Annotated in this window: 16 protein-coding genes; 11 read left to right on the forward strand and 5 right to left on the reverse strand. The window is 70.8% G+C overall.

The genetic code is table 11. The features are described 5' to 3' along the window. Positions 1-50 precede the first annotated feature (50 nt). Together KVT44_RS23575 and KVT44_RS23580 are read left to right on the forward strand one after the other, a co-directional pair. Positions 51-1,121: a hypothetical protein gene (locus KVT44_RS23575; RefSeq protein WP_217568397.1), complete on the forward strand. Its 1,071-nt coding sequence runs from the start codon at positions 51-53 to the stop codon at positions 1,119-1,121. A 164-nt stretch (positions 1,122-1,285) separates the two neighbouring features. After that, the gene (locus tag KVT44_RS23580; RefSeq protein WP_308314079.1) at positions 1,286-2,518 is read left to right on the forward strand and encodes a lysine 2,3-aminomutase; all 1,233 of its coding nucleotides are present in this window, start codon (positions 1,286-1,288) and stop codon (positions 2,516-2,518) included. Here KVT44_RS23580 and KVT44_RS23585 read toward each other — a convergent pair. Beyond that, positions 2,465-3,898 (reverse strand): cytosine permease, encoded by a 1,434-nt coding sequence (locus KVT44_RS23585; RefSeq protein ID WP_217568398.1) that lies wholly within the window; start codon positions 3,896-3,898, stop codon positions 2,465-2,467. The two genes, KVT44_RS23580 and KVT44_RS23585, sit on opposite strands and share 54 nt — an antisense overlap. Positions 3,899-4,041: 143 nt before the next feature. On the opposite strand from KVT44_RS23585, the gene ureA reads away from it, so the two are divergent. The 6 genes from ureA to cimA all read left to right on the forward strand — a co-directional run bounded on the left by ureA (position 4,042) and on the right by cimA (position 11,508). Further along, positions 4,042-4,815 carry an urease subunit gamma gene (ureA, locus tag KVT44_RS23590; protein ID WP_254649765.1) on the forward strand — a complete coding sequence of 258 codons (774 nt, stop codon included), beginning with the start codon at positions 4,042-4,044 and terminating at the stop codon, positions 4,813-4,815. After that, the gene (locus KVT44_RS23595; RefSeq protein ID WP_143609300.1) at positions 4,812-6,488 is read left to right on the forward strand and encodes an urease subunit alpha; all 1,677 of its coding nucleotides are present in this window, start codon (positions 4,812-4,814) and stop codon (positions 6,486-6,488) included. The genes ureA and KVT44_RS23595 overlap by 4 nt, the downstream gene beginning before the upstream one ends. A 14-nt stretch (positions 6,489-6,502) precedes the next feature. After that, a complete protein-coding gene (locus tag KVT44_RS23600; protein WP_180292856.1) occupies positions 6,503-7,540 on the forward strand; it encodes an agmatine/peptidylarginine deiminase in 1,038 nt (345 codons plus the stop codon). A gap of 80 nt (positions 7,541-7,620) precedes the next feature. Then, on the forward strand, positions 7,621-8,157 hold the full coding sequence (locus KVT44_RS23605) for a TetR/AcrR family transcriptional regulator (RefSeq protein WP_079065152.1): 537 nt from the start codon (positions 7,621-7,623) through the stop codon (positions 8,155-8,157). Between the two features lie 142 nt (positions 8,158-8,299). After that, on the forward strand, positions 8,300-9,619 hold the full coding sequence (locus tag KVT44_RS23610; RefSeq protein ID WP_217568399.1) for an MFS transporter: 1,320 nt from the start codon (positions 8,300-8,302) through the stop codon (positions 9,617-9,619). A gap of 284 nt (positions 9,620-9,903) precedes the next feature. Continuing rightward, the gene (gene cimA / locus KVT44_RS23615) at positions 9,904-11,508 is read left to right on the forward strand and encodes a citramalate synthase (RefSeq protein WP_075031650.1); all 1,605 of its coding nucleotides are present in this window, start codon (positions 9,904-9,906) and stop codon (positions 11,506-11,508) included. A 619-nt stretch (positions 11,509-12,127) separates the two neighbouring features. On the opposite strand, the gene KVT44_RS23620 is transcribed toward cimA, so the two are convergent. After that, positions 12,128-13,996 carry a ricin-type beta-trefoil lectin domain protein gene (locus KVT44_RS23620; RefSeq protein ID WP_217568400.1) on the reverse strand — a complete coding sequence of 623 codons (1,869 nt, stop codon included), beginning with the start codon at positions 13,994-13,996 and terminating at the stop codon, positions 12,128-12,130. Positions 13,997-14,323: 327 nt separating this feature from the next. On the opposite strand from KVT44_RS23620, the gene KVT44_RS23625 reads away from it, so the two are divergent. Both KVT44_RS23625 and KVT44_RS23630 read left to right on the forward strand, forming a co-directional pair. After that, on the forward strand, positions 14,324-17,341 hold the full coding sequence (locus KVT44_RS23625) for a glycoside hydrolase family 3 N-terminal domain-containing protein (protein WP_217568401.1): 3,018 nt from the start codon (positions 14,324-14,326) through the stop codon (positions 17,339-17,341). A 366-nt stretch (positions 17,342-17,707) separates the two neighbouring features. Continuing rightward, positions 17,708-19,057: a hypothetical protein gene (locus KVT44_RS23630; protein WP_217568402.1), complete on the forward strand. Its 1,350-nt coding sequence runs from the start codon at positions 17,708-17,710 to the stop codon at positions 19,055-19,057. Between the two features lie 116 nt (positions 19,058-19,173). Here KVT44_RS23630 and KVT44_RS23635 read toward each other — a convergent pair whose 3' ends face one another. Continuing rightward, positions 19,174-19,629 (reverse strand): MarR family winged helix-turn-helix transcriptional regulator, encoded by a 456-nt coding sequence (locus tag KVT44_RS23635; RefSeq protein WP_217568403.1) that lies wholly within the window; start codon positions 19,627-19,629, stop codon positions 19,174-19,176. Between the two features lie 60 nt (positions 19,630-19,689). On the opposite strand from KVT44_RS23635, the gene KVT44_RS23640 reads away from it, so the two are divergent. Next, complete coding sequence (locus tag KVT44_RS23640) at positions 19,690-20,736, forward strand: FUSC family protein (RefSeq protein WP_217568404.1); 1,047 nt, start codon at positions 19,690-19,692, stop codon at positions 20,734-20,736. Here KVT44_RS23640 and KVT44_RS23645 read toward each other — a convergent pair whose 3' ends face one another. After that, the gene (locus KVT44_RS23645; RefSeq protein WP_217568405.1) at positions 20,737-21,540 is read right to left on the reverse strand and encodes a response regulator transcription factor; all 804 of its coding nucleotides are present in this window, start codon (positions 21,538-21,540) and stop codon (positions 20,737-20,739) included. Further along, a complete protein-coding gene (locus KVT44_RS23650; RefSeq protein ID WP_217568406.1) occupies positions 21,537-22,727 on the reverse strand; it encodes a sensor histidine kinase in 1,191 nt (396 codons plus the stop codon). The genes KVT44_RS23645 and KVT44_RS23650 overlap by 4 nt, the downstream gene beginning before the upstream one ends. Between the last annotated feature and the right edge of the window lie 30 nt (positions 22,728-22,757).

Below are 22,757 nucleotides of genomic sequence, written 5' to 3' on the forward strand. Positions count from 1 at the left end.
GGGAGCGTGCCGCCCTCCCGTGTGCCCGCACGGCCACGGAGGGAGCGCAGGTGAGCGCAGGGTCGCCGATACCACGACTGCGCTGGCTGCTGCGCACCTTACGCACCCCACGCCGCCCCCAGAGCCTCACCGTCCTCGTCCTGCTCGCCGCCGTCGCAGCCTTCCTCCTCTGGAGCAGCTCGCGGATGGACAACTACGAGGAGAACCTCACCCTGAACCTCGGCACCGACATCGTCGGCGTCGTCGTCACCGTCTTCGTGATCGGCCCGCTGATCAGCCGCGCCCAGGAGGGCAGGGTCCGCGAACACACCCGGCTGGACTACGAGTGGTTCAGCGCCCAGGTCTACGGCTCGACCTCGAACGTGAAGGTCCTCGACACCTTCTCCAACGTGTTCGGCCCGCAGTTCTCCGAGCGCCTCTTCCGCGGCATCAAGGCGGCCACCGGGCACGGCGCCCGCGTGCAGATCCTCCTCCTCGACCCCGACTCCCTCGCGGTCATCCTGCGCGGCCGTGAACTGGGCGAGCAGAGCGCCGACATCCGCCGCGACATCATGCGCAACCTGCGCACGCTGGACCGGTTCGCACTCCGGCTCGACGAGAACTCCCGTCAGCTCCTCGAAGTACGCCTCTGCTCCACCTCCCCCGGCGTGACCCTCTACCGCTGGGACGAGCGCTCCCTGGTCTCGTTCCTGACCGTCGGGCGTCTGTCCGGCGAGGGAGTCCAGCTGGAGGTCGCCGTCCACTCCCCGCTCGGCACGTTCGTCGAACAACGCTTCGACGAACTGTGGCAGCAGAGCAAGCCGATGGAGCGATTCACCCATCTGCCGCTGACCCTGGTCGACGCGACCGACGGCCGCCGGGCGTTCAGCTGTCGCTTCGTCTACGTGGACGACTGCCTGTACGTCGCCGGCCACGACCTCGTGTCGTACATGGCCCGCCACCGCCTCGACCAACTCTCCGCCTACAGCGATGCCTTGACCGCCTCCGGCGCGCACGAGCTGATCGTCGTGGACGACGAGAGCGAGCTGCACGGGCTGCTCATGCAGCGCTTCGCGGAGAAGTACGATGCGTCGGCGGCCGCCTTCGTCGAGTTGCGGCCGTCGGTCCTGGTCAGGGAATAGAGGCCCCGGCACACATGAGTTCAGCGCTCCACCCCGCTCAGCCCGCGAGACCCGGCTCCGCGCACCTGAGTCTCCGATCTCCGGACACCAGCTCCCGGTCTTCGCACCCGAGCCCCCGCTTTCGCGCCTTCACGCCCCGTGACCTGGACGGCCTGCTGCGGCGCGTGTCGCTGCCGCCCGCCGAGCGACTCGCCCTGCGGGCGGTGGCCGCCGTCCTGCCGTTCCGTACGAACACCTACGTGGTCGACGAGTTGATCGACTGGTCGGCCGTGCCCGACGACCCGATCTTCCGGCTGACGTTCCCGCAGGCCGAGATGCTGCCCGAGCCCGACCTCAAGCAGATGGCGGAGCTGCTGGCGGGGGAGGCCCCGAAGGCCGACGTCCTGCGCGCGGCCCACGAGATCCGGATGAAGCTCAACCCGCATCCCTCCGGCCAGCTCGACGCCAACGTCCCCGTGCACGAGGGGCGGCGCCTCACCGGCCTCCAGCACAAGTACCCGGAGACGGTGCTGATCTTCCCGCGCCAGGGCCAGACCTGCCACGCCTACTGCACGTACTGCTTCCGCTGGCCCCAGTTCGTCGGCGAGTCCGACCTGCGCATCGCCACCGACGACATCGCCACCACATCCGCCTATCTGCGCGCCCACCCGGAGGTCACCAGCGCGCTCATCACGGGCGGCGACCCGATGGTGATGAGCACCGAGGTGCTGCGCCGCTACGTCGAACCGCTCCTGGAGATCGAGTCGGTCCAGTCGATCCGCATCGGCACCAAATCGCTCGCCTTCTGGCCGTACCGTTTCCTCACCGACCGCGACGCCGACGACGTGCTGCGCCTGTTCGAGAAGGTCGTCGCGAGCGGCCGCCACCTCGCGCTGATGGCCCACTTCACCCATCCCCAGGAGCTGCGGCCCCCGGTGGTGCGGGAGGCGATGCGCCGGGTGCGTGCCACGGGTGCCGTGATCCGCTGTCAGGGGCCGCTGGTCAGGGGCATCAACGACAGTGCCGAGGCGTGGGCCGGGCTGTGGAACGAGACGACCGCGCTGGGGGCGGTGCCGTACTACCAGTTCGTGGAGCGGGACACCGGCCCGCAGGGCTACTTCGGGGTGCCGCTCGCCCGCGGTCACCAGATCTTCCGCGACGCCTACGCCCAGGTGTCCGGCCTCGCGCGGACCGTGCGCGGCCCGGTCATGTCGGCGATGCCGGGCAAGGTGTGCGTGGACGGGATCACGGAGGTGGCCGGTGAGAAGGTCTTCGTGCTCCACCTCATCCAGGCCCGCGACCCGGAGCTGGTGGGCCGCCCGTTCTTCGCCGCGTACGACGAGAACGCCACCTGGTTCAGCGACCTAAAGCCCGCTTTCGGCGCGAGCCAGTTCCTGCCCGGCCTCGACCCGGTGTGACGCCCGCTTCGGTGAGAGGGCGACGTAGACGAGGCCGCCGACCAGGCCCGACAGGACGAAGCTGCAGTCCACTCCACCGGTGAGGGACAGCAGCGGACCCTGGTACGACGGGAGGGAGACGGCGAGGAGGCCGGCGAAGGCGCCCAGTGCCCAGGCCACCGTCGCCTGGACGTTCCAGCCGGCGCGGTACCAGTAGATGCCGCCCCGGGAGCGGCGGTTGAAGACCTGGAGGGCGTCCGGGTCGTAGATTCCGCGGCAGCAGGCGAAGCCGATGAGGGTGATGACCGCCCACGGGGTGCCGATGGCGGTCAGGAGAAGGACGAAGGACGTCATCGCGGACTGCGCGTTCCAGGCGTAGTGGCCGACGAAGACACAGACGGTGGCGACGACGGCGACCGTGAGTGTGGCCCGGGCGCGCGAGGCCTTCGGCAGGATCGCGTCCAGATCCAGGCCCATGGAGTACAGCATCAGGCCCGCGTTGCCGACCGACCCCGCGGAGGCGGCGAGCAGCAGCGGGACCAGGTACCAGGTGGGGGAGGCGGAGACCAGCGGCCCCGCGTAGTCGAGGGCCGCGCGGGCCGCGTACGCCGTGAAGGTGCCGAAGAGCTGCGGGACCAGCAGCCCGGCGATCAGGCCCAGCCAGGTGGCGTGCAGGACCGTACGGGAGGAGTGCCGGGACGGGGAGATGTAGCGCGTGTAGTCGCCGAGCAGCGTGATGAACGCGATCGGTCCGGACAGGCCCGCCGCGACCGCCGCCAGCAGCCAGGTCGGCCAGAACGAGCCCAGCAGATAGCCGCCGGTCTCCGGGAGCGCGGCGGTGGTGAAGTGCGGCGCGTAGGCGAGCACACCGAGCGCGAGGAGCGCGGTCATGCCGACCGCGAGGACCCGGGACATCGCGAGCAGCACGCGGTAGCCGTACACCGCGCCCGCGACGGTGGCGGCGGCGAGCACGGCGTACACGACGGCGTACGACAGTCCGTTCGCCGGCAGCCCGAACAGGCGGCCGAGCACGCTCACCATCACATCGCCGCCGATCCAGACGGTCAGCGCGGTGTAGCCGAGGGCGAGGAGCAGCCCGACGACCGAGCCGACCAGCCGTCCGCGCACGCCGAACTGGGCGCCGGAGGAGGTGGAGAGGTTCGTCGCCGTGCGCAGCGACACCAGCGCGAGCGGCGCGGTGAGCGCCGTGCCGATCACCGTGCCCGCCACGATCGCGCTCACCGACGACCACCAGTCGAGCCCGAAAGAGGGTGGCAGCCAGCCGAAGATGATCACGCCGAGGCAGAGGTTCGACCCCAGCAGGATCGAGACGAGGTCCCCCGGCCCGCTGGTCCGTTCCGCGTCGGGGATGGTGTCGACTCCGCGCTGTTCGATCGGCATGGCTGGTCTCCTTCGACGGCCGCCTGAGAGTTAGAGCGACGTTCAATGTCTGTGACCAGATTCTGGATGTCAATGTTTCCGTTCCACGAATCTCGCGTTTAGAGTGGTGCTCTAAATCGAGGAAGGCAAGGAGGTGCCCGGACATGAGACTGACCCCCACGGAACGTGACCGGCTGCTGCTCTTCGGGGCCGCCGAGCTGGCCCGTGCCCGCCGGGCCCGGGGCCTCAGGCTGAACGTTCCCGAGGCGACCGCCCTCATCGCGGACACCGTGTGCGAGGCGGCCCGGGACGGGCGCCGGCTCGCCGAGGCGATCGCGGCGGCCCGGGCGGTGCTCGGCCCGGACGACGTCCTGCCGGGCGTCGCCGACGTCGTCACCGAGGTGCATGTCGAGGCCGTCTTCGACGACGGGTCCCGGCTCGCGGTCGTCAGCGACCCCCTCGGGGGCGGACTGGGGGAGCGGGCGCCGGGCGCGCTGCTGCCCGGGCCGGCGCACGCCGAGCCCGCCGCGGTCGTCCGGCTGACGGTCACCAACACCGCGACCGTGCCCGTCTCCGTCACCTCGCACTTCCACTTCTTCGAGACCAACCCGCGGCTCGACTTCCCGCGGGCGGCGGCCTACGGGATGCGGCTCGCGGTCCCCGCCGGGTCCTCCGTGCGCTTCGGACCGGGGGAGAGCATCGAGGTCGGGCTGCTGCCCATCGGCGGTGAGCGGATCGCCATCGGCTTCGCGGGACTGGTCGACGGGCCGCTGGACGCGCCCGGGGCCAGGGAAGAGGCCCTGCGCAGGGCCGCCGCCTGCGGATACCTCGGAGCGGGGGACGCCGGGGATGCCGAGGGTGCCGGAGACGGCGGGGACGGCGGGGACGGCGGGGAGACCGGGGAGACCGGGGAAGTCCAGGGAGCTGAGCCGCGATGAATCCCTACGAGTACGCAGCCACCCACGGCCCCCGCGCCGGCGACCGCGTCCGCCTCGGTGACTCCGGGCTGACCATCCGCGTCGAGTCCGACGCCCAGCGCTACGGCGACGAGTTCCTCGCCGGTTTCGGCAAGACCGCCCGCGACGGACTGCACCTCAAGGCCGCCGCCGTCCGCGAGACCTGCGACGTCGTCATCAGCAACGTGGTGGTGATCGACGCGGCCCAGGGGATCCGCAAGGTCTCCATCGGCATCCGCGAGGGGCGGATCTGCTCGATCGGACGGGCCGGGAACCCCGACACCCTCGACGGGGTCGACGTGGTCGTCGGTACGGGGACGTCGATCGTCTCGGGCGAGGGACTGATCGCGACCGCCGGAGCCGTCGACACCCACGTGCACCTGCTGTCGCCGCGCATCATGGAGGCCTCGCTCGCCTCCGGCGTCACCACCATCATCGGCCAGGAGTTCGGGCCGGTGTGGGGCGTCGGCGTCAACTCGCCCTGGGCGCTGCGCCACGCCTTCAGCGCCTTCGACGCCTGGCCGGTCAACATCGGCTTCCTGGGCCGGGGTTCGTCCTCCGACGCCGCCCCCCTCGTCGAGGCCCTGGCCGAGGGCGGTGCGAGCGGCTTCAAGGTGCACGAGGACATGGGCGCCCACACCCGCGCCCTCGACACCGCGCTGCGCGTCGCCGAGGAGCACGACGTCCAGGTCGCCCTGCACAGCGACGGGCTGAACGAATGCCTGTCGGTCGAGGACACCCTGCGCGTCCTCGAAGGCCGGACCATCCACGCCTTCCACATCGAGGGCTGCGGCGGCGGTCACGTGCCGAACGTCCTGAAGATGGCGGGGGTCCCGAACGTCATCGGATCCTCCACCAACCCCACCCTGCCCTTCGGCCGGGACGCGGTCGCCGAGCACTACGGCATGATCGTCTCCGTCCACGACCTGAAGACCGACCTGCCCGGCGACGCGGCCATGGCCCGCGACCGGATCCGCGCCGGGACCATGGGCGCCGAGGACGTGCTGCACGACCTGGGCGCGATCGGGATCACCTCCTCGGACGCGCAGGGCATGGGACGCGCGGGCGAGACCGTACGCCGTACCTTCGCGATGGCCGGAAAGATGAAGGCCGAGCGCGGCGCCCCGGCGGACGTGGACCACGACAACGAGCGCGTCCTGCGCTACATGGCCAAGCTCACCATCAACCCGGCCATCGCGCACGGACTCGCCCACGAGGTCGGCTCGATCGAGGTCGGCAAGCTCGCCGACATCGTCCTGTGGCGCCCGGAGTTCTTCGGCGCCAAGCCGCAGCTCGTCCTCAAGTCCGGCTTCCCGGCGTACGGCGTCGTCGGCGACCCGAACGCCGCCACCGACACCTGCGAACCCCTCGTCCTGGGGCCGCAGTTCGGGGCGCACGGCGCGACGCCCGCCGAGATCTCGGTCGCCTTCGTCGCCCAGGCCGCGCTCGACCAGGGCAACGACCTCATGCCGACGCGCCGGCGCCGGGTCGCCGTGCGCGGCACCCGCGGGATCGGCCCCGCCGACCTGCGCCTCAACTCCCGTACCGGATCCGTCGACGTCGACCAGCGCACCGGCCTGGTCACCCTCGACGGCGACCCGCTGCGCTCCGAGCCCGCCGACTCGGTCTCCCTCAACCGCCTCTACTTCCTCTGATGAAGGTGCACGTCATGACCCCTGCCGCCGACGGTTTCCGGATGCCCGCCGAGTGGACCCCGCACGAGCGCACCTGGATGGCGTGGCCGGGCCCCAACCCCACCTTCGACAACCCCGACGACCTCGCCGAGGCGCGCGCGGCCTGGGCGACGGTGGCGCGCGCGATCCGCCGGTTCGAACCGGTGACGGTCGTGTGCGGGCCGGGCCAGTCGCAGGCGGCCCGGGCGCTGCTCGGCCCGGACGTCGACACCGTCGAACGTGAACTCGACGACGCCTGGATGCGTGACATCGGCCCCACCTTCCTCACCAACGGGAGGGGCGAACTGGCCGCCGTGGACTGGACGTTCAACGGCTGGGGCGCCCAGGACTGGGCCCGCTGGGAGCACGACGCCAAGATCGGCGCGTATGTCTCGGACCTCGCGGGGGCGAAGACGTACGCCTCGAAGCTGGTCAACGAGGGCGGTGCGATCCACGTCGACGGCGAGGGCACCGTGCTCCTGACCGAGACCGTGCAGCTCGGCCCCGAGCGCAACCCCGACTGGACGCGCGAGCAGGTGGAGGCGGAGATCCACGCCCACCTCGGCACCCGCAAGGCGATCTGGCTGCCGCGCGGGCTGACCGGCGACTACCCCCCGTACGGCTTCGGCACGCTCGGCCATGTCGACATCGTGGCCGCCTTCGCCCGCCCCGGAGTCGTGGTCGCGCACTCCCAGCCGGACCCGGCGCACCCCGACCACGAGGTGACCAAGGAGGTCATCGGCCGGCTCCAGGCCGCGACCGACGCGCGCGGGCGCCGCCTGGAGGTCGTCGAGGTCCAGGCCCCGACGATCCTGGAGGCCGACGGCCACTGGGCCGACTACTCCTACATCAACCACTACCTCTGCAACGGCGGCGTGGTCCTGTGCGGCTTCGACGACCCGCGCGACGAGCTCGCGGCCGGCATCTTCCGACGGCTCTTCCCCGAGCGGACGGTGACACTGGTGGACGCACGTACGATCTTTGCCGGAGGCGGTGGCATCCACTGCATCACCCAGCAGCAGCCGAGGATCTGAACCAGGAGTCGCACGTGGCAGGGGACAGCACGCCGCGGAGGAAGAACGCGCCTCCGCGCGAGGACGTGCTGGCAGCCGCCATGGACATGATCGCCGAGCGCGGTCTGGAGAAGCTCACCATGGCGGCGCTCGGCCGCGAGGTCGGCATGAGCAGCGGTCATCTCCTCTACTACTTCCACTCCAAGGACGAGCTGCTGCTGCAGACCCTGGAGTGGAGCGAGGGGCGGCTCGGCGCCGAGCGCGGCCGGTTGCTCGCCGCCCGGGGCACCGCCCGTGAGCGGCTCGACGCGTACGTCGACCTGTACGTCCCCGACGGCCACCGCGACCCGCACTGGACGCTCTGGCTGGAGGTCTGGAACCGCTCGCAGAACGCCGACGACGCCGCCCGTGAGCGGCAGGTCGCCATCGAGGGTGCCTGGCACCGCGACCTGGTCGCGCTGCTCGCCGAGGGTGTCTCGCGCGGTGAGTTCCGGCCGGTCGACCCGGACCGCTGCGCCGCCCGGCTGCGGGCCCTGCTCGACGGCTTCTCCATCCATGTGGCGATCGGACTGCGCGGCACGGACAGAGAGCGGATCCTGCGCCATGTGAGGGAGTTTCTGGACGAATCCCTGAGCTGACCGTCACTCGGCCCGCTCACGCTCACCGGCACGGCCGTACCGTCCGACGCGGCGTCCGACGCGGGGCCGAACGCAATGAACGCAATGAACAAAACGTGAGGCGCCCTTGTCGCGGCAGTGATCAGCGGGCACGTTACGGCTCATGTCACTCACGGGACGAGAGCACTGGAAGAGGATCTGGGTCGGCTCGGCGGGCAACATGGTGGAGTGGTTCGACTGGTTCGTGTACGCGAGCTTCGCCACCTACTTCGCCGGAGCCTTCTTCCCCGACGACAACCCCACCGCCCAGCTCATGAACACCGCGGGCATCTTCGCGGTCGGCTTCTTCATGCGCCCGGTCGGCGGCTGGCTGCTCGGCCGGATCGCCGACCGCAGAGGCCGCAAGACCGCACTGACGCTGACCGTCACCCTGATGTCGCTGTCGGCGCTCCTCATCGCCTTCGCGCCGACATACTCGGTGGCGGGCTACGGCGGCGCGGTCGTCCTGCTCGTCGCCCGCCTGCTGCAAGGACTCTCGGTGGGCGGCGAGTACGCGGCCAGCGCCACCTACCTCACCGAGGCCTCCGCCCCCGAGCGGCGCGGCTTCGCCTCCAGCTTCCAGTACGTGTCGATGACCGCGGGCCAGATCCTCGGCCTCGGCCTGCAGATCATCCTCCAGCGCACCCTGTCCGACGACGCGCTGCACAGCTGGGGCTGGCGCATCCCCTTCATCGTGGGCGCGCTCGGCGCCGCCGTCGTCTTCTATCTGCGGCGCACGATGCTGGAGACCGAGGTGTACGAGGAGGCCGCGTCCGGCGAGGAGCGCGGCACGATGCGCGCGCTGTGGCGGCACCGGAGGGAGGCCTTCCTGGTCATCGCGCTCACGATGGGCGGCACGGTCGCCTACTACACGTACACCACCTACCTGACGAAGTACCTCTCCAACTCGGCGGGCCTGTCCAAGGAGACCGCGACCCTCGTCTCCTTCACCGCGCTGATCGTCTTCGCCTGTCTCCAGCCGCTCGCGGGCCGCCTCTCCGACCGTGTCGGCCGCCGGCCGCTGCTCATCACCTTCGCGGTGGGCTCGACGTTCCTGACGGTCCCGATCATGACGATGCTGGGGCACGCGGGCAGCTTCTGGCCCGCCCTCGGCCTGGCCCTGCCGGCCCTGGTGGTGGTCACCGGCTACACCTCCATCAACGCCTGTGTGAAGGCCGAGCTGTTCCCGACCGGCGTCCGCGCGCTGGGTGTCGCCCTCCCCTACGCCATCGCCAACGCCCTCTTCGGCGGTACGGCCGAATACGTCGCCCTGTGGTTCAAGGACGCGGGCATCGAGTCCGGCTTCTACTGGTACGTGGCGGGGTGTGCGGCGGTGTCGCTGGTGGTCTACGTCACCATGCGGGAGACCCGCGACCTGGATCTCAACCGGGTCGGCCCCGGCCAGGAACCCTCCTCGGAGCCCAAGGCGCGGCTCGCATCCTGAGACAACCCGTGAGCATGGGGGCGGTATGTGCCAGACTGCCCCCGTGCTCTCGTTCGCCATGATTATTGGCAGCAGGCGCGCCGGTCCGCAGTGACCGCCACGTACCACCACGTACGGGCGGACATCGTCGTCCTCGACCCGCGCGCAGACCTCTCGCACCCGCGAGAGGTTTTTCGTTTTCCTGGCCCACCTCAAGCCGGGAAGGGAGCGCGAGGGATCATTGGAGGACGGTGGAGCCGGTCATTCCGGTACAGACCGAGATCCGACATCAGGAGCCGAACACCATGACCGAAACCAGCGAGCTCGACGATTCGTTCCACGTCTTCGACACGACCCTGCGCGACGGCGCGCAGCGTGAGGGCATCAACCTCACCGTGGCGGACAAGCTGGCCATCGCACGGCACCTGGACGACTTCGGGGTGGGCTTCATCGAGGGCGGCTGGCCCGGCGCCAACCCGCGCGACACCGAGTTCTTCGCCCGCGCCCAGCAGGAGATCGACTTCAAGCACGCCCAGCTGGTCGCGTTCGGCGCCACCCGCCGCGCGGGCGGCAAGGCGAGCGAGGACCCGCAGGTCAAGGCCCTTCTCGACTCCGGCGCCCAGGTGATCACCCTGGTCGCCAAGTCCCACGACCGCCACGTCGAACTCGCGCTGCGCACCACCCTCGACGAAAACCTGGAGATGGTCCGCGACACGGTCTCCCACCTGTGCTCGCAAGGCCGCCGGGTCTTCGTCGACTGCGAGCACTTCTTCGACGGCTACCGCGCGAACCCCGAGTACGCGAAGGCGGTCGTCCGCGCGGCCTGGGAGGCGGGCGCCGACGTCGTCATCCTCTGCGACACCAACGGCGGCATGCTCCCCGCCCAGGTCCAGGCGGTCGTCGCCACGGTCCTCGCCGACACCGGCGCCCGGCTCGGCATGCACGCCCAGGACGACACGGGTTGCGCGGTCGCCAACACCCTGGCCGCCGTCGACGCGGGCGCGACCCACGTCCAGTGCACCGCGAACGGCTACGGCGAACGGGTCGGCAACTCGAACCTGTTCCCGGTCGTGGCCGCCCTGGAACTGAAGTACGGCAAGAAGGTCCTCCCCGACGGCGCCCTGCGCGAGATGACCCGCATCTCGCACGCGATCGCCGAGGTCGTCAACCTCACCCCCTCCACGCACCAGCCGTACGTCGGCGTCTCGGCCTTCGCCCACAAGGCGGGCCTGCACGCTTCCGCGATCAAGGTCGACCCGGACCTCTACCAGCACATCGACCCCGAGCAGGTCGGCAACACCATGCGGATGCTGGTCTCCGACATGGCGGGCCGCGCGTCGATCGAGCTCAAGGGCAAGGAACTCGGCATCGACCTCGGCGGCGACCGCGAGCTGGTGGGCCGCGTCGTGGAACGCGTCAAGGAACGCGAGCTCAAGGGCTACACGTACGAGGCGGCGGACGCCTCCTTCGAACTCCTGCTCCGCGAGGAGGCGGAGGGACGGGCCCGCACGTACTTCCAGGTCGAGTCCTGGCGCGCGATCGTCGAGGACCGCCCCGACGGCACCCACGCCAACGAAGCCACCGTCAAACTCTTCGCCAAGGGCGAGCGCATCGTCGCCACGGCGGAGGGCAACGGTCCGGTGAACGCCCTCGACCGCGCCCTCCGTGTTGCCCTCGAAAAGATCTACCCCCAGCTCGCCAAGCTGGAGCTCGTCGACTACAAGGTCCGCATCCTCGAAGGCAAGCACGGCACCCAGTCCACCACCCGCGTCCTCATCTCCACGTCCGACGGCGCGGGGGAGTGGTCCACGGTGGGCGTCGCGGAGAACGTGATCGCGGCGTCCTGGCAGGCACTGGAGGACGCGTACACGTACGGGCTGCTGCGCGCGGGCGTAGAACCGGCGGAGTAGCTGACCCCACCTGGGGGTCCGACCCTGGGGGTCCGACCCTGGGGGTCCGACCCTGGGGGTCCGACCCTGGGGGTCAGGCCCTGGGTCGGACCCTGGGTCGGACCCAGGGCCTGACCCGGGTCCGGCCCGGGATCCGGCCCCGGATCCGGCCCATGGGTCCGGCCCGGGATCCGGCCCCGGATCCGGCCCATGGGTCCGATCCGGGATCCGGCCCGGGGCCTGACCCGGGTCCGACCCCGGGGGCTCCGCCCCCAGGCCCCCGGGCGGGGGCTGCGCCCCGCCTCCCCCGCCCGGCCGATCCGTTTGTCCGGCGGCCGGCGGGGGCTGACCGCGCAGTTCCCCGCGCCCCCAAAAAACCAGCCCGCGCCTGACGCTCGAACCCAAGCCCCCACCCCACCCCGCATCTTTCAGCCCGTCCGACGTTTGAGGACGAGGTCGGGGCCGATGCCCCACTCACCCCGGCCCGTATCACTCAGCCCGTCCGGCGTTTGAGGACGAGGCCGTTCAGGCCGATGCGGGGGTCCAGGGGGCGCAGCGCCCCTGGCGGGGTCGAAGGGGCGGAGCCCCTGGGGATGGGACGGGTAGGGGCGGCGGGGGCGAAGAAAACGGGCGAGCCCTGTCAGCGCAGCGCCCACTTCTGATTGGCCGCCCCCGTACAGGACCAGATCTGCGCCCGAGCCCCATTCACCGCCGAGTTGCCCGTCACATCCAGACACTTGCCCGCCGCCGCATTGACCACGTCACCCGTCGAACTGTTGTACGACCACCGCTGCGCCCCAGTCCCATTGCAGTCGTAGAGCTGAACCTTCGCCCCATCAGCCGTGGACGCCGACGTGACGTCGAGGCACTTGCCCAGCGCCTGGACCGACCCGTCCCCCGCCACCGTCCACCGCTGCGCGTCCGAGCCATTGCAGTCGTACAGCTGAACTGCCGTACCGTTCGCCGACGACCCCCCGGCCACATCAAGACACTTGCCCGCGAGCCCCACGAACGCCCCCGTCTGTCCACCCCCACCGACCTGCTCCCCAGCCCAGGTGAACGTCGCGGACGTCTTCCCCGGCAGCGAGTACGTCGCGTGCTGCGAGCCCCAGTTGATGGTCACGGTCTTCGCGGACGAGGAGTCGTTGTAGGCGATCAGCGCCTTGGAACCGTCAGGATTGCGCCACGCCACGTTCGGCACGGACGTACTCGCCGTAGAGGCCACCCGCTGCGCCCCCGGCCGCACGAACTTCGTCAACTGCCCCATCGTGTAGTACTCGATCGTGTAGTCGACCTGCCCACTCGCCCCGTCCCCGTTGTGGACGGTGATCAGCCCGGAACACGTCCCGCACCCCCCGTTGTGCGGCCCCCGGTTCTGATCGACGGCCAGCGACCACTTCGTCACCGACTTCGCCCAGTTCCGCGTGTAGTCGACGATGTTGAGCATGTCCTCGCGCTGCTGGTTGGCGATCCAGGTGCCACCGGAGTGCTCGGTCCCGAAGGCGTCCACCCCCGGGTACTGGTTGTGCACGCTCGTCTGTTTGCCCACGTCCCCGCCGTACCCGTGCCAGGCGATCCCCCCGAAGTTCGGATGCGCGCGCACGGCCGCGTCATCGACGGTCTGGGCGGCGTACGAGTCGTACACGTCCCAGTTCCAGTCGTGCGCCAGCACCTTCGTGGACAGCCCCGCGGCCTGCAGCTTCGGCAGCAGCTCACTCTTGGTGAAGTACGCGAGCCCCGACGCGTTCCAGCTCATCGACGGGTACCCCGAGCAGCACGTCGGCTCGTTCTGCGCGGTGACGTAGGAGACCGGCACCCCCTGGTCCCGGTACGCCTGGAGGTACTTGACGAAGTACGAGGCGTACGCCCCGTAGTCCTCCGCCTTCAGCCAGCCCCCGTTGAGCTGCCCGCTGTCCTTCATCCAGGCGGGCGCCGTCCACGGGGAGGCCATCACGGTGAGCGAGGGGTTCAGCTGGAGCGCCTGCTTGGTCAGCGGCACCACGTCGGCCAGATCGTGCGCGATCGAGAACGACGAGAGGGACGGATCGCTCTGCCCGGCCGGCACGTCGTCGTACGTGTACCCGTACCGGGCGAGATCGGACGCGCCCATCGGATTGCGCAGGAACGAGAGCCCGATGCCCTCCGTCGGCGAGAACAGCTTCCGCATCGTCGCGTCCCGGGTGGCTCCCGACAGCGCCCCGCTGCTGTTCATCAGCCAGGCCGCGGTGTCGGTGAAGGACGCGCCGCCGCCCGTGAAGGTCTGGTAGCGGGTGTTCTCGTCGACGGTGATGTTCTCGCCGCTGCCACCGGTACCGGCCTGGAAGGCGAACGGCGTCTGGGCCTGCAGCCCGCGGACGACATGGCGTCCGCCGTCGTCGTCCGTCGTGGTCAGCCAGGCCGTGACGGGTTCGCCCGCGGCGTGCGCGGGCGCCGCCGTGACGGTGGTCAGTCCGGCGGTGGTGAGCAGTCCGGCGAGAAGAAAACGGACCGCCCGAGTGGATCTCCTCATGACGCGTCGCCCTTCTGGGTGTGGGGGAGGGGGCGTGCGAGCCGTGAGTAAATGACGGCTTCGGGCCCACGTCAAGGGGTCTCGCGTTCAGGGCGTGAAAGAACAACTGCCCTGATCCGGCCGCAAATTGCCCGTGTACCGGTTCTGACGTGAAGTCTTGACGGCCTCCCGGGACGCCAGTTAACTCACGCCGTGATCTAAGTCGTAAGAGACCAACCAGAAGAGACGCCGTCAGGCATTCAGCCACGCATTCAGTCAGGCATTCAGTCAGGGATCACCAGGGATCACCAGGTATTACAGGGACTACGTAGAGTCGAGGGAAGGTCCATGCGAAGAACCGCCCTGCTCGCCTCCGCCGCTTTGCTCACGGGGCTGCTGCCGCTCCTTTCGGCCGGAGCGGCCACGGCCGACGAACCGGCCCCCGTCCCCGTCGACCGCTTCGAGGGCGAGGTCCCCTTCGCCAATCCCCCCGCCGGGGGCCTGTTCACCTGGGGCGGTGACGCGGACGACCCGCCCGCGCTCGCCCTGACCACCCGTACCGACGCCCCCGAGGGCACTCAGGTCCTCACCGGCACCTACGACATCAGCGGCTACGGCGGCTTCACCCACGACTTCGCCTTCGACCAGCCGGCCCACGACTGGTCGGCGCACAAGGGCATCCGCTTCTGGTGGGACGGCCAGAACAACGCCAAGAAGGTCGCCTTCGAGATCAAGGACGGCGGTGCCAACGGCGAGGCCTCCGAGCTGTGGACGACGTCCTTCACCGACGACTTCAGCGGCTGGAAGCAGATCGAGATCCCCTTCACCGACTTCACCTACCGCACGGACTACCAGCCCGTCGGCGGCATCGACCAGGTCCTCGGCCTCACCCAGATGTGGGGGTACGCCCTCACGCTCCCGGTCGGCGTCAAGGGCCGGTTCGCCATGGACGACGTCGAGTTGTACGGCAAGGCCGACCAGTCCCTGCGGGCCTCCGTCACCACCGACTCCGCCGTCCACCCGGTGAAGGAGGGAGCGACGGCGACGGTGAAGCTCTCCGTCGCCACCACCGGAGCCGCCCCGATCGACGAACCCGTGACAGTCGCCTACGAGAGCGCGGGCGGCACCGCCGAGCCCGGCAAGGACTACACACCGGTCAAGGGCGAGATCACCTTCCCGGCGGGCACCACCTCCGGCACCACCCGCACGATCCAGGTCCCGACGCTGCGCGACAAGTCCGCCGAACCCGCCGAGACGATCCCACTGAAGCTCACGGTCACCGGCGCGAAGGCCCCCGCCGAGACCCCGCAGATCGTCATCGACGCCCACGGCCTGCCGTACCAGGACCCGAAACTGCCCGTGAAGAAACGGGTCGCCGACCTCGTGTCCCGCATGTCCCTGGAGGAGAAGGCCGGGCAGATGACCCAGGCCGAACGCGGCGCGCTCACCGCGCAGGGCGACATCGCGACCTACGACCTCGGCTCGCTCCTGTCCGGCGGCGGCTCGACCCCGACGCCCAACACCCCCGAGGCCTGGGCGAAGATGATCGACGCCTTCCAGCTCCGGGCGCAGGCGACACGGTTCCAGATCCCGCTGATCTACGGCGTGGACGCGGTGCACGGCCACAACAACCTCACCGGCGCGACGATCATGCCGCACAACATCGGCATCGGCGCGACCCGTGATCCCCTGCTGGCCGAGCGGACAGGCTCCGTGACGGCGGCCGAGGTGCGCGCCACCGGCATCCCCTGGGACTTCGCCCCCTGCCTCTGCGTCACCCGCGACGAACGCTGGGGCCGCTCCTACGAGTCCTTCGGCGAGGACCCCGCGCTCGTCGAGTCCATGGAGACGATGATCCAGGGCCTCCAGGGCGCCGCGAACGGCAAGGACCTGAAGGACAACGACAAGGTACTGGCCACGGCCAAGCACTTCGTCGGCGACGGCGGCACGGAGTACGGCTCGTCCACGACGGGCTCGTACACCATCGACCAGGGCGTCACGAAGGTCACTCGGCAGCAGTTGGAGGCCGTCCACCTGGCGCCGTACCAGACGGCGGTCGACCGTGGCATCGGCTCGGTCATGCCGTCCTACTCCTCCCTCGACATCCTCGGCGACGGCCAGGGCCCGGTGAAGATGCACGCCCGCGCGGACATGATCAACGGCGTGCTCAAGGACCGCATGGGCTTCGACGGATTCGTCATCAGCGACTGGGCCGCCATCGACCAGATTCCCGGCGACTACGCGTCCGACGTCCGTACGTCGATCAACGCGGGCCTGGACATGATCATGGTCCCGTACGCCTACAAGGACTTCCGTACGACGCTGGTCGACGAGGTACGGGCGGGCCGCGTCAGCGAGGCGCGGGTGAACGACGCCGTGTCCCGCATCCTCACCCAGAAGTTCAAACTCGGCCTCTTCGAGAAGCCGTACGCGGACACGAGCGGCGCGGCCCAGATCGGCTCCACCGGCCATCGGGCGGTCGCCCGCGAGGCGGCGGCCAAGTCCCAGGTCCTCCTGAAGAACGCGACCGGCGTACTGCCCCTGAAGAAGTCCCAGAAGGTGTACGTGGCCGGTTCGAACGCCGACGACCTCGGCAACCAGACCGGCGGCTGGACGATCACCTGGCAGGGCGCGTCCGGGAAGCACACGGACGGTACGACGATCCTGCAGGGCATGCGGAACGCCGGCGGTGACGTCACCTACTCGAAGGACGCCTCGGCACCGACGTCCGGCTACGACGTGGGTGTGGTCGTCGTGGGCGAGACCCCCTACGCGGAGGGCGTCGGCGATGTGGGCAACGGCAACGACCTCGCTCTGACCCCCGCCGACCAGGCCGCTGTGGACAAGGTGTGCGCCGCCATGAAGTGCGCGGTCCTGATCGTCTCGGGCCGCCCGCAGCTCATCGGCGACCGCCTGGGTGAGATCGACGCCCTGGTGGCCTCGTGGCTGCCCGGCACGGAGGGCGACGGCGTGGCGGACGTCCTGTACGGCAAGCGCGCCTTCACCGGCCAGCTCCCCGTCACCTGGCCCAAGTCGGAGACCCAGCTCCCGATCAACGTCGGCGACGCGTCCTACGATCCCCAGTTCCCCTACGGCTGGGGCCTGACCACACTCACGAAGGTCCCCGGGGGCGGCGAGGCCACACTCAAGGCCCTCACCCTCGCCGCTCGGGCGGCAGACCGGACCGGCTCGACGCGACTGGGCCGCGCCGCGGTCACCAAGGCCCGCCTCCTGGTCCAGCAGAGCACAGGCTCAACCATCACCCCAGCCCTCGCCAAACCCTTCGCAGAAGCCGACCACCTACTCCTGACCGCCCACTACACCCAAGCACTGACCAAACTCCTGGAGGCCTACCGAGCCAGGTGACGGCCAGAGGCTGATGCGCGGCGGGGGCGTGGGGGCTGATCACACAGTTCCCCGCGCCCCTGGGCGGGGCTTCGCCCCGATTCCCCGCCCACCCCTGGTCGCTCGGCTGCCGGCCGGTGGGGGCGGGCCGCGCAGTTCCCCGCGCCCCTCAAGGGGCGCTGCGCGCATCTTCAGCCCGTCCGGCGTTTGAGGACGAACCCTTCGGGCAGCGGGGGTCCAGGGGCGGAGCCCCTGGTGGGGTCGAAGGGGCGGAGCCCCTGGGGGATGGGAATGGGTAGGGGCGGCGGGGGCGAGAACCCCTCAGGTCACCCCACTCCCATCAGCCCCAATGCCCAGTTTTACGCACGTTCAGGTAGCTTCGAAGATATGAAGGCCGCACTGATCCGAGGACTCCGCGGACTGCTGATCGCGCTGACTCTCGCCGCCCTCACGGCACTCACTCTCACCGCACCCCCCGCCTACGCGACCACAGACGTGGGAACAGTGGCGGCAGCCCTCCGCAAGAGCCCCGTCTACGTGGACCCAGCAGCCTCCGCACAACTCTCCAAGGCGGACGCCGACACCCTGGCCAAGAAGATCAAGAACGCGAACAAGCCCGTCTTCGTGGCCGTCCTCCCCGCGGACTTCCCCACCCAGAACCTCTTCCAGAACCTCCGCACCGACGCCGGCATCACAGGCCTGTACGCCATCAGACTGGGCACCCGCTTCGACGCCCGCGCCGACACCGCGGTCATGCCCCGCACCGCCGTCCAGAACCTCGTCACCAGCGTCCAGGGCGAACCCACGAAGACCCAGCTGAACAACTTCACGGACCGCGCCCTGGCCAACATCAACGGCTCGGCCCCCAAGAGTTGGGGCTCGGCCGACGGAAACGGCGTCTCCACCGGCGCCCTCATCGCGGTGGCCGCGGTAGTCGTGGCCGGCGGCGCGGGCGCCTACACCCTCGTACGCCGCAACCGTCGCCGCAAAGAGCAGGAACAACAGGAAGCCCTGGACAAACTCCGCGTGGTCGTCGACGAGGACATCACCGCGTTCGGCGAGGAACTCGACCGGCTCGACTTCCACCCCGCCGAGGCCGGCGCCGACGACGCGATGCGCGCCGACTACGAACGCGCGCTCGACGCCTACGAACAGGCGAAGTCGTCCATGGCAGCGGCCCGCCGCCCGGAGGACGTGCGCGCCGTCACCCAGTCCCTGGAGGACGGCCGCTTCTCGCTCGCGCTCCTGTCCTCACGTCGCGAGGGCAGGCCCCTGCCCGAACGCCGCGCCCCCTGCTTCTTCGACCCGCGACACGGCCCGTCGGTCGCCGACGCGACGTGGACCCCGGCAGGCGGCGCTCCCCGCGAGGTCCCGGTCTGCGCGGCGGACCAGGCCCGTCTGGCGGACGGCCGCGCCCCGGCGGTCCGCGAGGTCGACACCGACTACGGCCGCCGCCCGTACTGGGACGCCGGCCCGGCCTACGGCCCCTGGGCGGGCGGCTACTTCGGCGGCGGCCTGCTCCCCGGCCTCCTCGTCGGCACCCTGCTCGGCAGCGTGATGGCCACCCCCTCCTACGCGTCCGACTACGGCTCCGGTTACGGAGACTTCGGCGGTTACAGCGGCGGTGACGTCTCCGGCTCCGACTTCGACCCCGGCGACTTCGGCGGCGGTTTCGGGGACGGCGGTGGCGGCGACTTCGGCGGCGGAGGAGGCGGAGACTTCGGCAGCGGCTTCTGAAACGAAGGCTTCTGAAACGAAGCAGTCGACAAATCTGAAACGCAGCAGCCCCGGACAAATCTGAAGCGCAGCAGCCCCCGACAGATCTGAAGCGCAGCAGTCCCGGCCAAAGCCTTCTACAGCGCAGCCGTCCCGGACGAAGTCCCCCGAGGCTCGGTATCCGCAAGGCGGTCCATCAGCGCGCCCGCCAGTCGCAACACCTCACGCTCGGTCTCGTTCAACGTGCCGAGCGCCGCCGCCAGCCAGGCATCCCGCTCGGCCATGTCCCGCTCCAGCGCCCGCAGCCCCTCCGCGGTGAGCGTCAGCACGGACTGGCGCCGGTCCGCGCTGTCGGCCGTCCGCGCGATCAGCCCGTCCGACTCCAGCTCGGCGAAGACCCGGGTCAACGACTGCGGCCGCTGCCGCTCGGCCGCCGCGACCTCGCCGGGCGTCGCCGCCCCGTGCCGACGCAAGTGCCCCAGCACCCCCAGCTGATTCGGACTGAGGCTGCCCTCGCCCCGCTCCTGCCGCAGCCGCCGGTTGAGCCTGACGACACCACGCCGGACCTGGGCCGCGTAGGAGAGATGATCCATCCACATATCGTAAGTGAAAACTTACTAATCACCACCCAAAATTCCCCTACCATCGGCACTATGCCCGTCAAATGCATACGCGATGCTTACGAAGCAACGCTGACCATGACGGCCGTGCTGCTCTGCTACTCCCTCGCCCTGTGGTTGGAGGACGCCGCCGCACTGCACACGGACGTCCTCGTCCTCGCGGTCGCGCTGACCCTCACCCTGGCCCGCACCCAACGGACCGCCGACGCCCGCGGTCGCCTCATCGCCTGCGTCCTGCTGCCCGCCCTGGCCGGCGCGGCGACCCTGCTCGGCCACCTGATCGCCGACCACTACGCACTCGGCGCCGCGGTGTTCACCCTCGCCATCTCCCTGCCGATCTGGATCCGCCGCTTCGGCCCGGCCGCGACGAAGGCGGGCACGCTGATGACGCTGCCGCTGGTCGCCCTGCTCGTCGTCCCCGGCCCCGCGCTGCCGCCCGGGGCCCAGAGCGCGCTGGTGAGCTGGGGCTGGTCGGCGGTGATCGGGCTGCTGGCATGCGGCTGCGTCTGGCTGGTCCACATGTCCGCCGACCACCTCGGCCCCTGGCAGCCCGACCCGGAACCGGACCGCCCCCGACGAGCCTCCCGACTGCGTCCCGTGCCCAGCACCCGTATGGCGTGGCAGATGGCCGCCGCCGTCGCCGCTGCCTTCACCCTCGGACGGCTCCTCTTCGACCACCACTGGCCGTGGATGGTCCTGACGGTGTACGTGGTCGCGAGTGGCAACCGCGGTCGCGCCGACGTCATACGCAAGGGAGTCGAACGCCTGGTCGGCGCCTGCGCCGGCACACTGCTCGCCACCGCGGTGGCCGCCGCCGGCATCACCGGCCGGACCTCCGTCGTCCTGATCTTCGCCGTACTGGCCGTCGCCCTGTGGCTACGTCCGCTGAACCACGCCTACTGGGCCGCCGGCATGACCACCGCCCTCTCCCTCCTCCTCGGCTACTTCGGCCAGGACGCGCAGGACCTGCTGCCCACCCGTCTCGCGGCGATCGCAGTCGGCGCGGTCCTGGCGATCGCGTCGGCCTGCTGCGTTCTGCCGATCCCACGCCGCCGCACACCGGCCCCCAGCCCCGCCTGACTAACCCCGCGACCCCTGTCCACGCAGTCCCTCCCCGCTCGGTCTCATCCCGCGCTCGCCCTCCCCCCGCGGATCCTGCCGCCCGAACGCCTCCGGAGCCGCCGCACGCGGCACGACCAGTCCCGTCTCGTACGCCGTCACGACCGCCTGCGTACGGTCGCGCAGCCCCAGCTTGGACAGCACCCGGCTGACATGGGTCTTCACCGTCTCCTCGCCCACCTGAAGCCGCGCGGCGATCTCCGGGTTGGACAGCCCTTCCGCCAGCAGCCGCAACACCTCCGTCTCGCGCGGGGTGAGCACGCCGAGCGTTGTCCCCGTCGGCGCCCTGGGCTTGAGCCGGGCGAATTCGGCGATCAGCCGCCGGGTGATGACGGGCGCGAGCAGCGCCTCCCCGGCGGCCACGACCCGTACCGCCTCGAACAGCCGCTCCGCCGTCACGTCCTTCAGCAGGAACCCGCTCGCCCCGGCCGCGAGCGCGTCATACACATGCTCGTCCAGATCGAAGGTGGTGAGGATGAGTACGCGCGGCGTGTCCCCGGCCTCCGGACCCATCAGCTCGGCGGTGGCCTGGATCCCGTCCATGACCGGCATCCGTACGTCCATGAGGACCACGTCGGGACGCCGCTCCCGGCAGACCCGCACCGCCTCGGCGCCGTCGCGCGCCGTGCCGACGACGGTGAAGTCCGCCTGGGTGGCGAGAAGTCCGGCGTATCCGGCGCGCACCACCTCGTGGTCGTCGGCCACCACGATCCGCACGGCAGGAACCCGTCCTTCGGCTTCCGAGGCCTCTACGGCGGTCGTCATACGAGAGCCTCCGCCCGCACCGGCAGCCACGCCTCGACCAGGAAGCCTCCGCCACGCGCAGGACCGGTGCGCAGGGTGCCTCCGACCGTGGCGGCCCGCTCGCGCATGCCGAGCAGGCCGTGCCCGGCGATCGGGGACGCGGGCCCCGGCCCGTTGTCGCGCACACGGATCGCCAAGTCGTCCTCCGCGTACCGAAGTTCGACGTCGACGGCGGCACCCGGAGCATGCCGGCGGGCGTTGGTGAGGGCTTCCTGCACGATCCGGTACGCGGTGACCTCGATGCCCGGGTCGAGCGGGGCGACCGGCCCGCTGACGATCAGCCGCGTACGGGAGCCGGAGGCGTCCCGGGACTCGTCGACGAGCTCCAGGAGCTGGCGCAGCCCCGGCTGCGGACGCCGGTTGACCCCCGTGTCGGCGTCCTCCCGCAGCACCCCCAGCAGGCGCCGCATCTCCGTCAGCGCGGTCCGCGCGGTGTCCCCGATGGCGAGCAGCCGGGTGGCGCCGTCGGCCGGGAGCCCTGCCGTGGTCAGCCGGGCCGTCTCGGCCTGCACGGCGATCATCGAGATGTGGTGCGCGACCACGTCGTGCAACTCCCGTGCGATGCGCGCCCGTTCACCCCGTGCGGCGTGGGCGAGGAGCGTGTCCGCGAAGGCCCGCTCCGTCGCGCTGTGGGCCAGCGCGGCGCTGCGGACGTGGTGCGTGATGCCCGTCGCGGCCGCCGCCGAGGCGAGCGTGGCCACCAGCACGGCCATCACCCGGGTGGTGAGGTCGTCCTGACTGACGAGAGCCAGCACGACATACGGCACGACGAGTATTCCGCTGAGCCGGGGCGCCCCCGCCCGTCCCAGCCAGTACACCGAGGCCAGCTGGGCCGCCACCCCGGCCAGCGTGAGGGTGCGGAACGGCGCCAGCGCCAGCACGCCCGCCGAGGTCACGGCCACGGCGGCCCCGGCCCGTGCCGGCAGGACCCGGTCGGCGCCGAGCACGAAGGTGAGCGGAAGGGTGGTGCAGACCCCGAGCAGCAGGGCGAGCGACAGGTTCTCGCGCAGGCCCCCGAGTCGGACCAGGACCTCGGCGCAGGCGAGGAGCGCGAGGGCAACCGGGTAGGTCACGGAGGCGGGGAAGTGCCGCAGCAACTTCCGCACCCCCGCGATTCCTTCGCCGCGTCGCGCCGTGTCCTCGCCCATGCCGCCATTGTGCCGTCGGACGCGCCGCGG

It is taken from the genome of Streptomyces sp. GbtcB7 (assembly GCF_019091445.1).
GTDB lineage: Bacteria > Actinomycetota > Actinomycetes > Streptomycetales > Streptomycetaceae > Streptomyces > Streptomyces mirabilis.

Bases quoted from the DNA above. Each gene is read 5' to 3' on its own strand.
- KVT44_RS23585 (WP_217568398.1), bottom strand. From the start codon at position 3,898: ATGCCGATCGAACAGCGCGGAGTCGACACCATCCCCGACGCGGAACGG.
- ureA (WP_254649765.1), top strand. From the start codon at position 4,042: ATGAGACTGACCCCCACGGAACGTGACCGGCTGCTGCTCTTCGGGGCC.
- KVT44_RS23595 (WP_143609300.1), top strand. From the start codon at position 4,812: ATGAATCCCTACGAGTACGCAGCCACCCACGGCCCCCGCGCCGGCGAC.
- KVT44_RS23600 (WP_180292856.1), top strand. From the start codon at position 6,503: ATGACCCCTGCCGCCGACGGTTTCCGGATGCCCGCCGAGTGGACCCCG.
- KVT44_RS23605 (WP_079065152.1), top strand. From the start codon at position 7,621: ATGGACATGATCGCCGAGCGCGGTCTGGAGAAGCTCACCATGGCGGCG.
- KVT44_RS23610 (WP_217568399.1), top strand. From the start codon at position 8,300: ATGTCACTCACGGGACGAGAGCACTGGAAGAGGATCTGGGTCGGCTCG.
- cimA (WP_075031650.1), top strand. From the start codon at position 9,904: ATGACCGAAACCAGCGAGCTCGACGATTCGTTCCACGTCTTCGACACG.
- KVT44_RS23620 (WP_217568400.1), bottom strand. From the start codon at position 13,996: ATGAGGAGATCCACTCGGGCGGTCCGTTTTCTTCTCGCCGGACTGCTC.
- KVT44_RS23625 (WP_217568401.1), top strand. From the start codon at position 14,324: ATGCGAAGAACCGCCCTGCTCGCCTCCGCCGCTTTGCTCACGGGGCTG.
- KVT44_RS23630 (WP_217568402.1), top strand. From the start codon at position 17,708: ATGAAGGCCGCACTGATCCGAGGACTCCGCGGACTGCTGATCGCGCTG.
- KVT44_RS23635 (WP_217568403.1), bottom strand. From the start codon at position 19,629: ATGGATCATCTCTCCTACGCGGCCCAGGTCCGGCGTGGTGTCGTCAGG.
- KVT44_RS23640 (WP_217568404.1), top strand. From the start codon at position 19,690: ATGCCCGTCAAATGCATACGCGATGCTTACGAAGCAACGCTGACCATG.
- KVT44_RS23645 (WP_217568405.1), bottom strand. From the start codon at position 21,540: ATGACGACCGCCGTAGAGGCCTCGGAAGCCGAAGGACGGGTTCCTGCC.
- KVT44_RS23650 (WP_217568406.1), bottom strand. From the start codon at position 22,727: ATGGGCGAGGACACGGCGCGACGCGGCGAAGGAATCGCGGGGGTGCGG.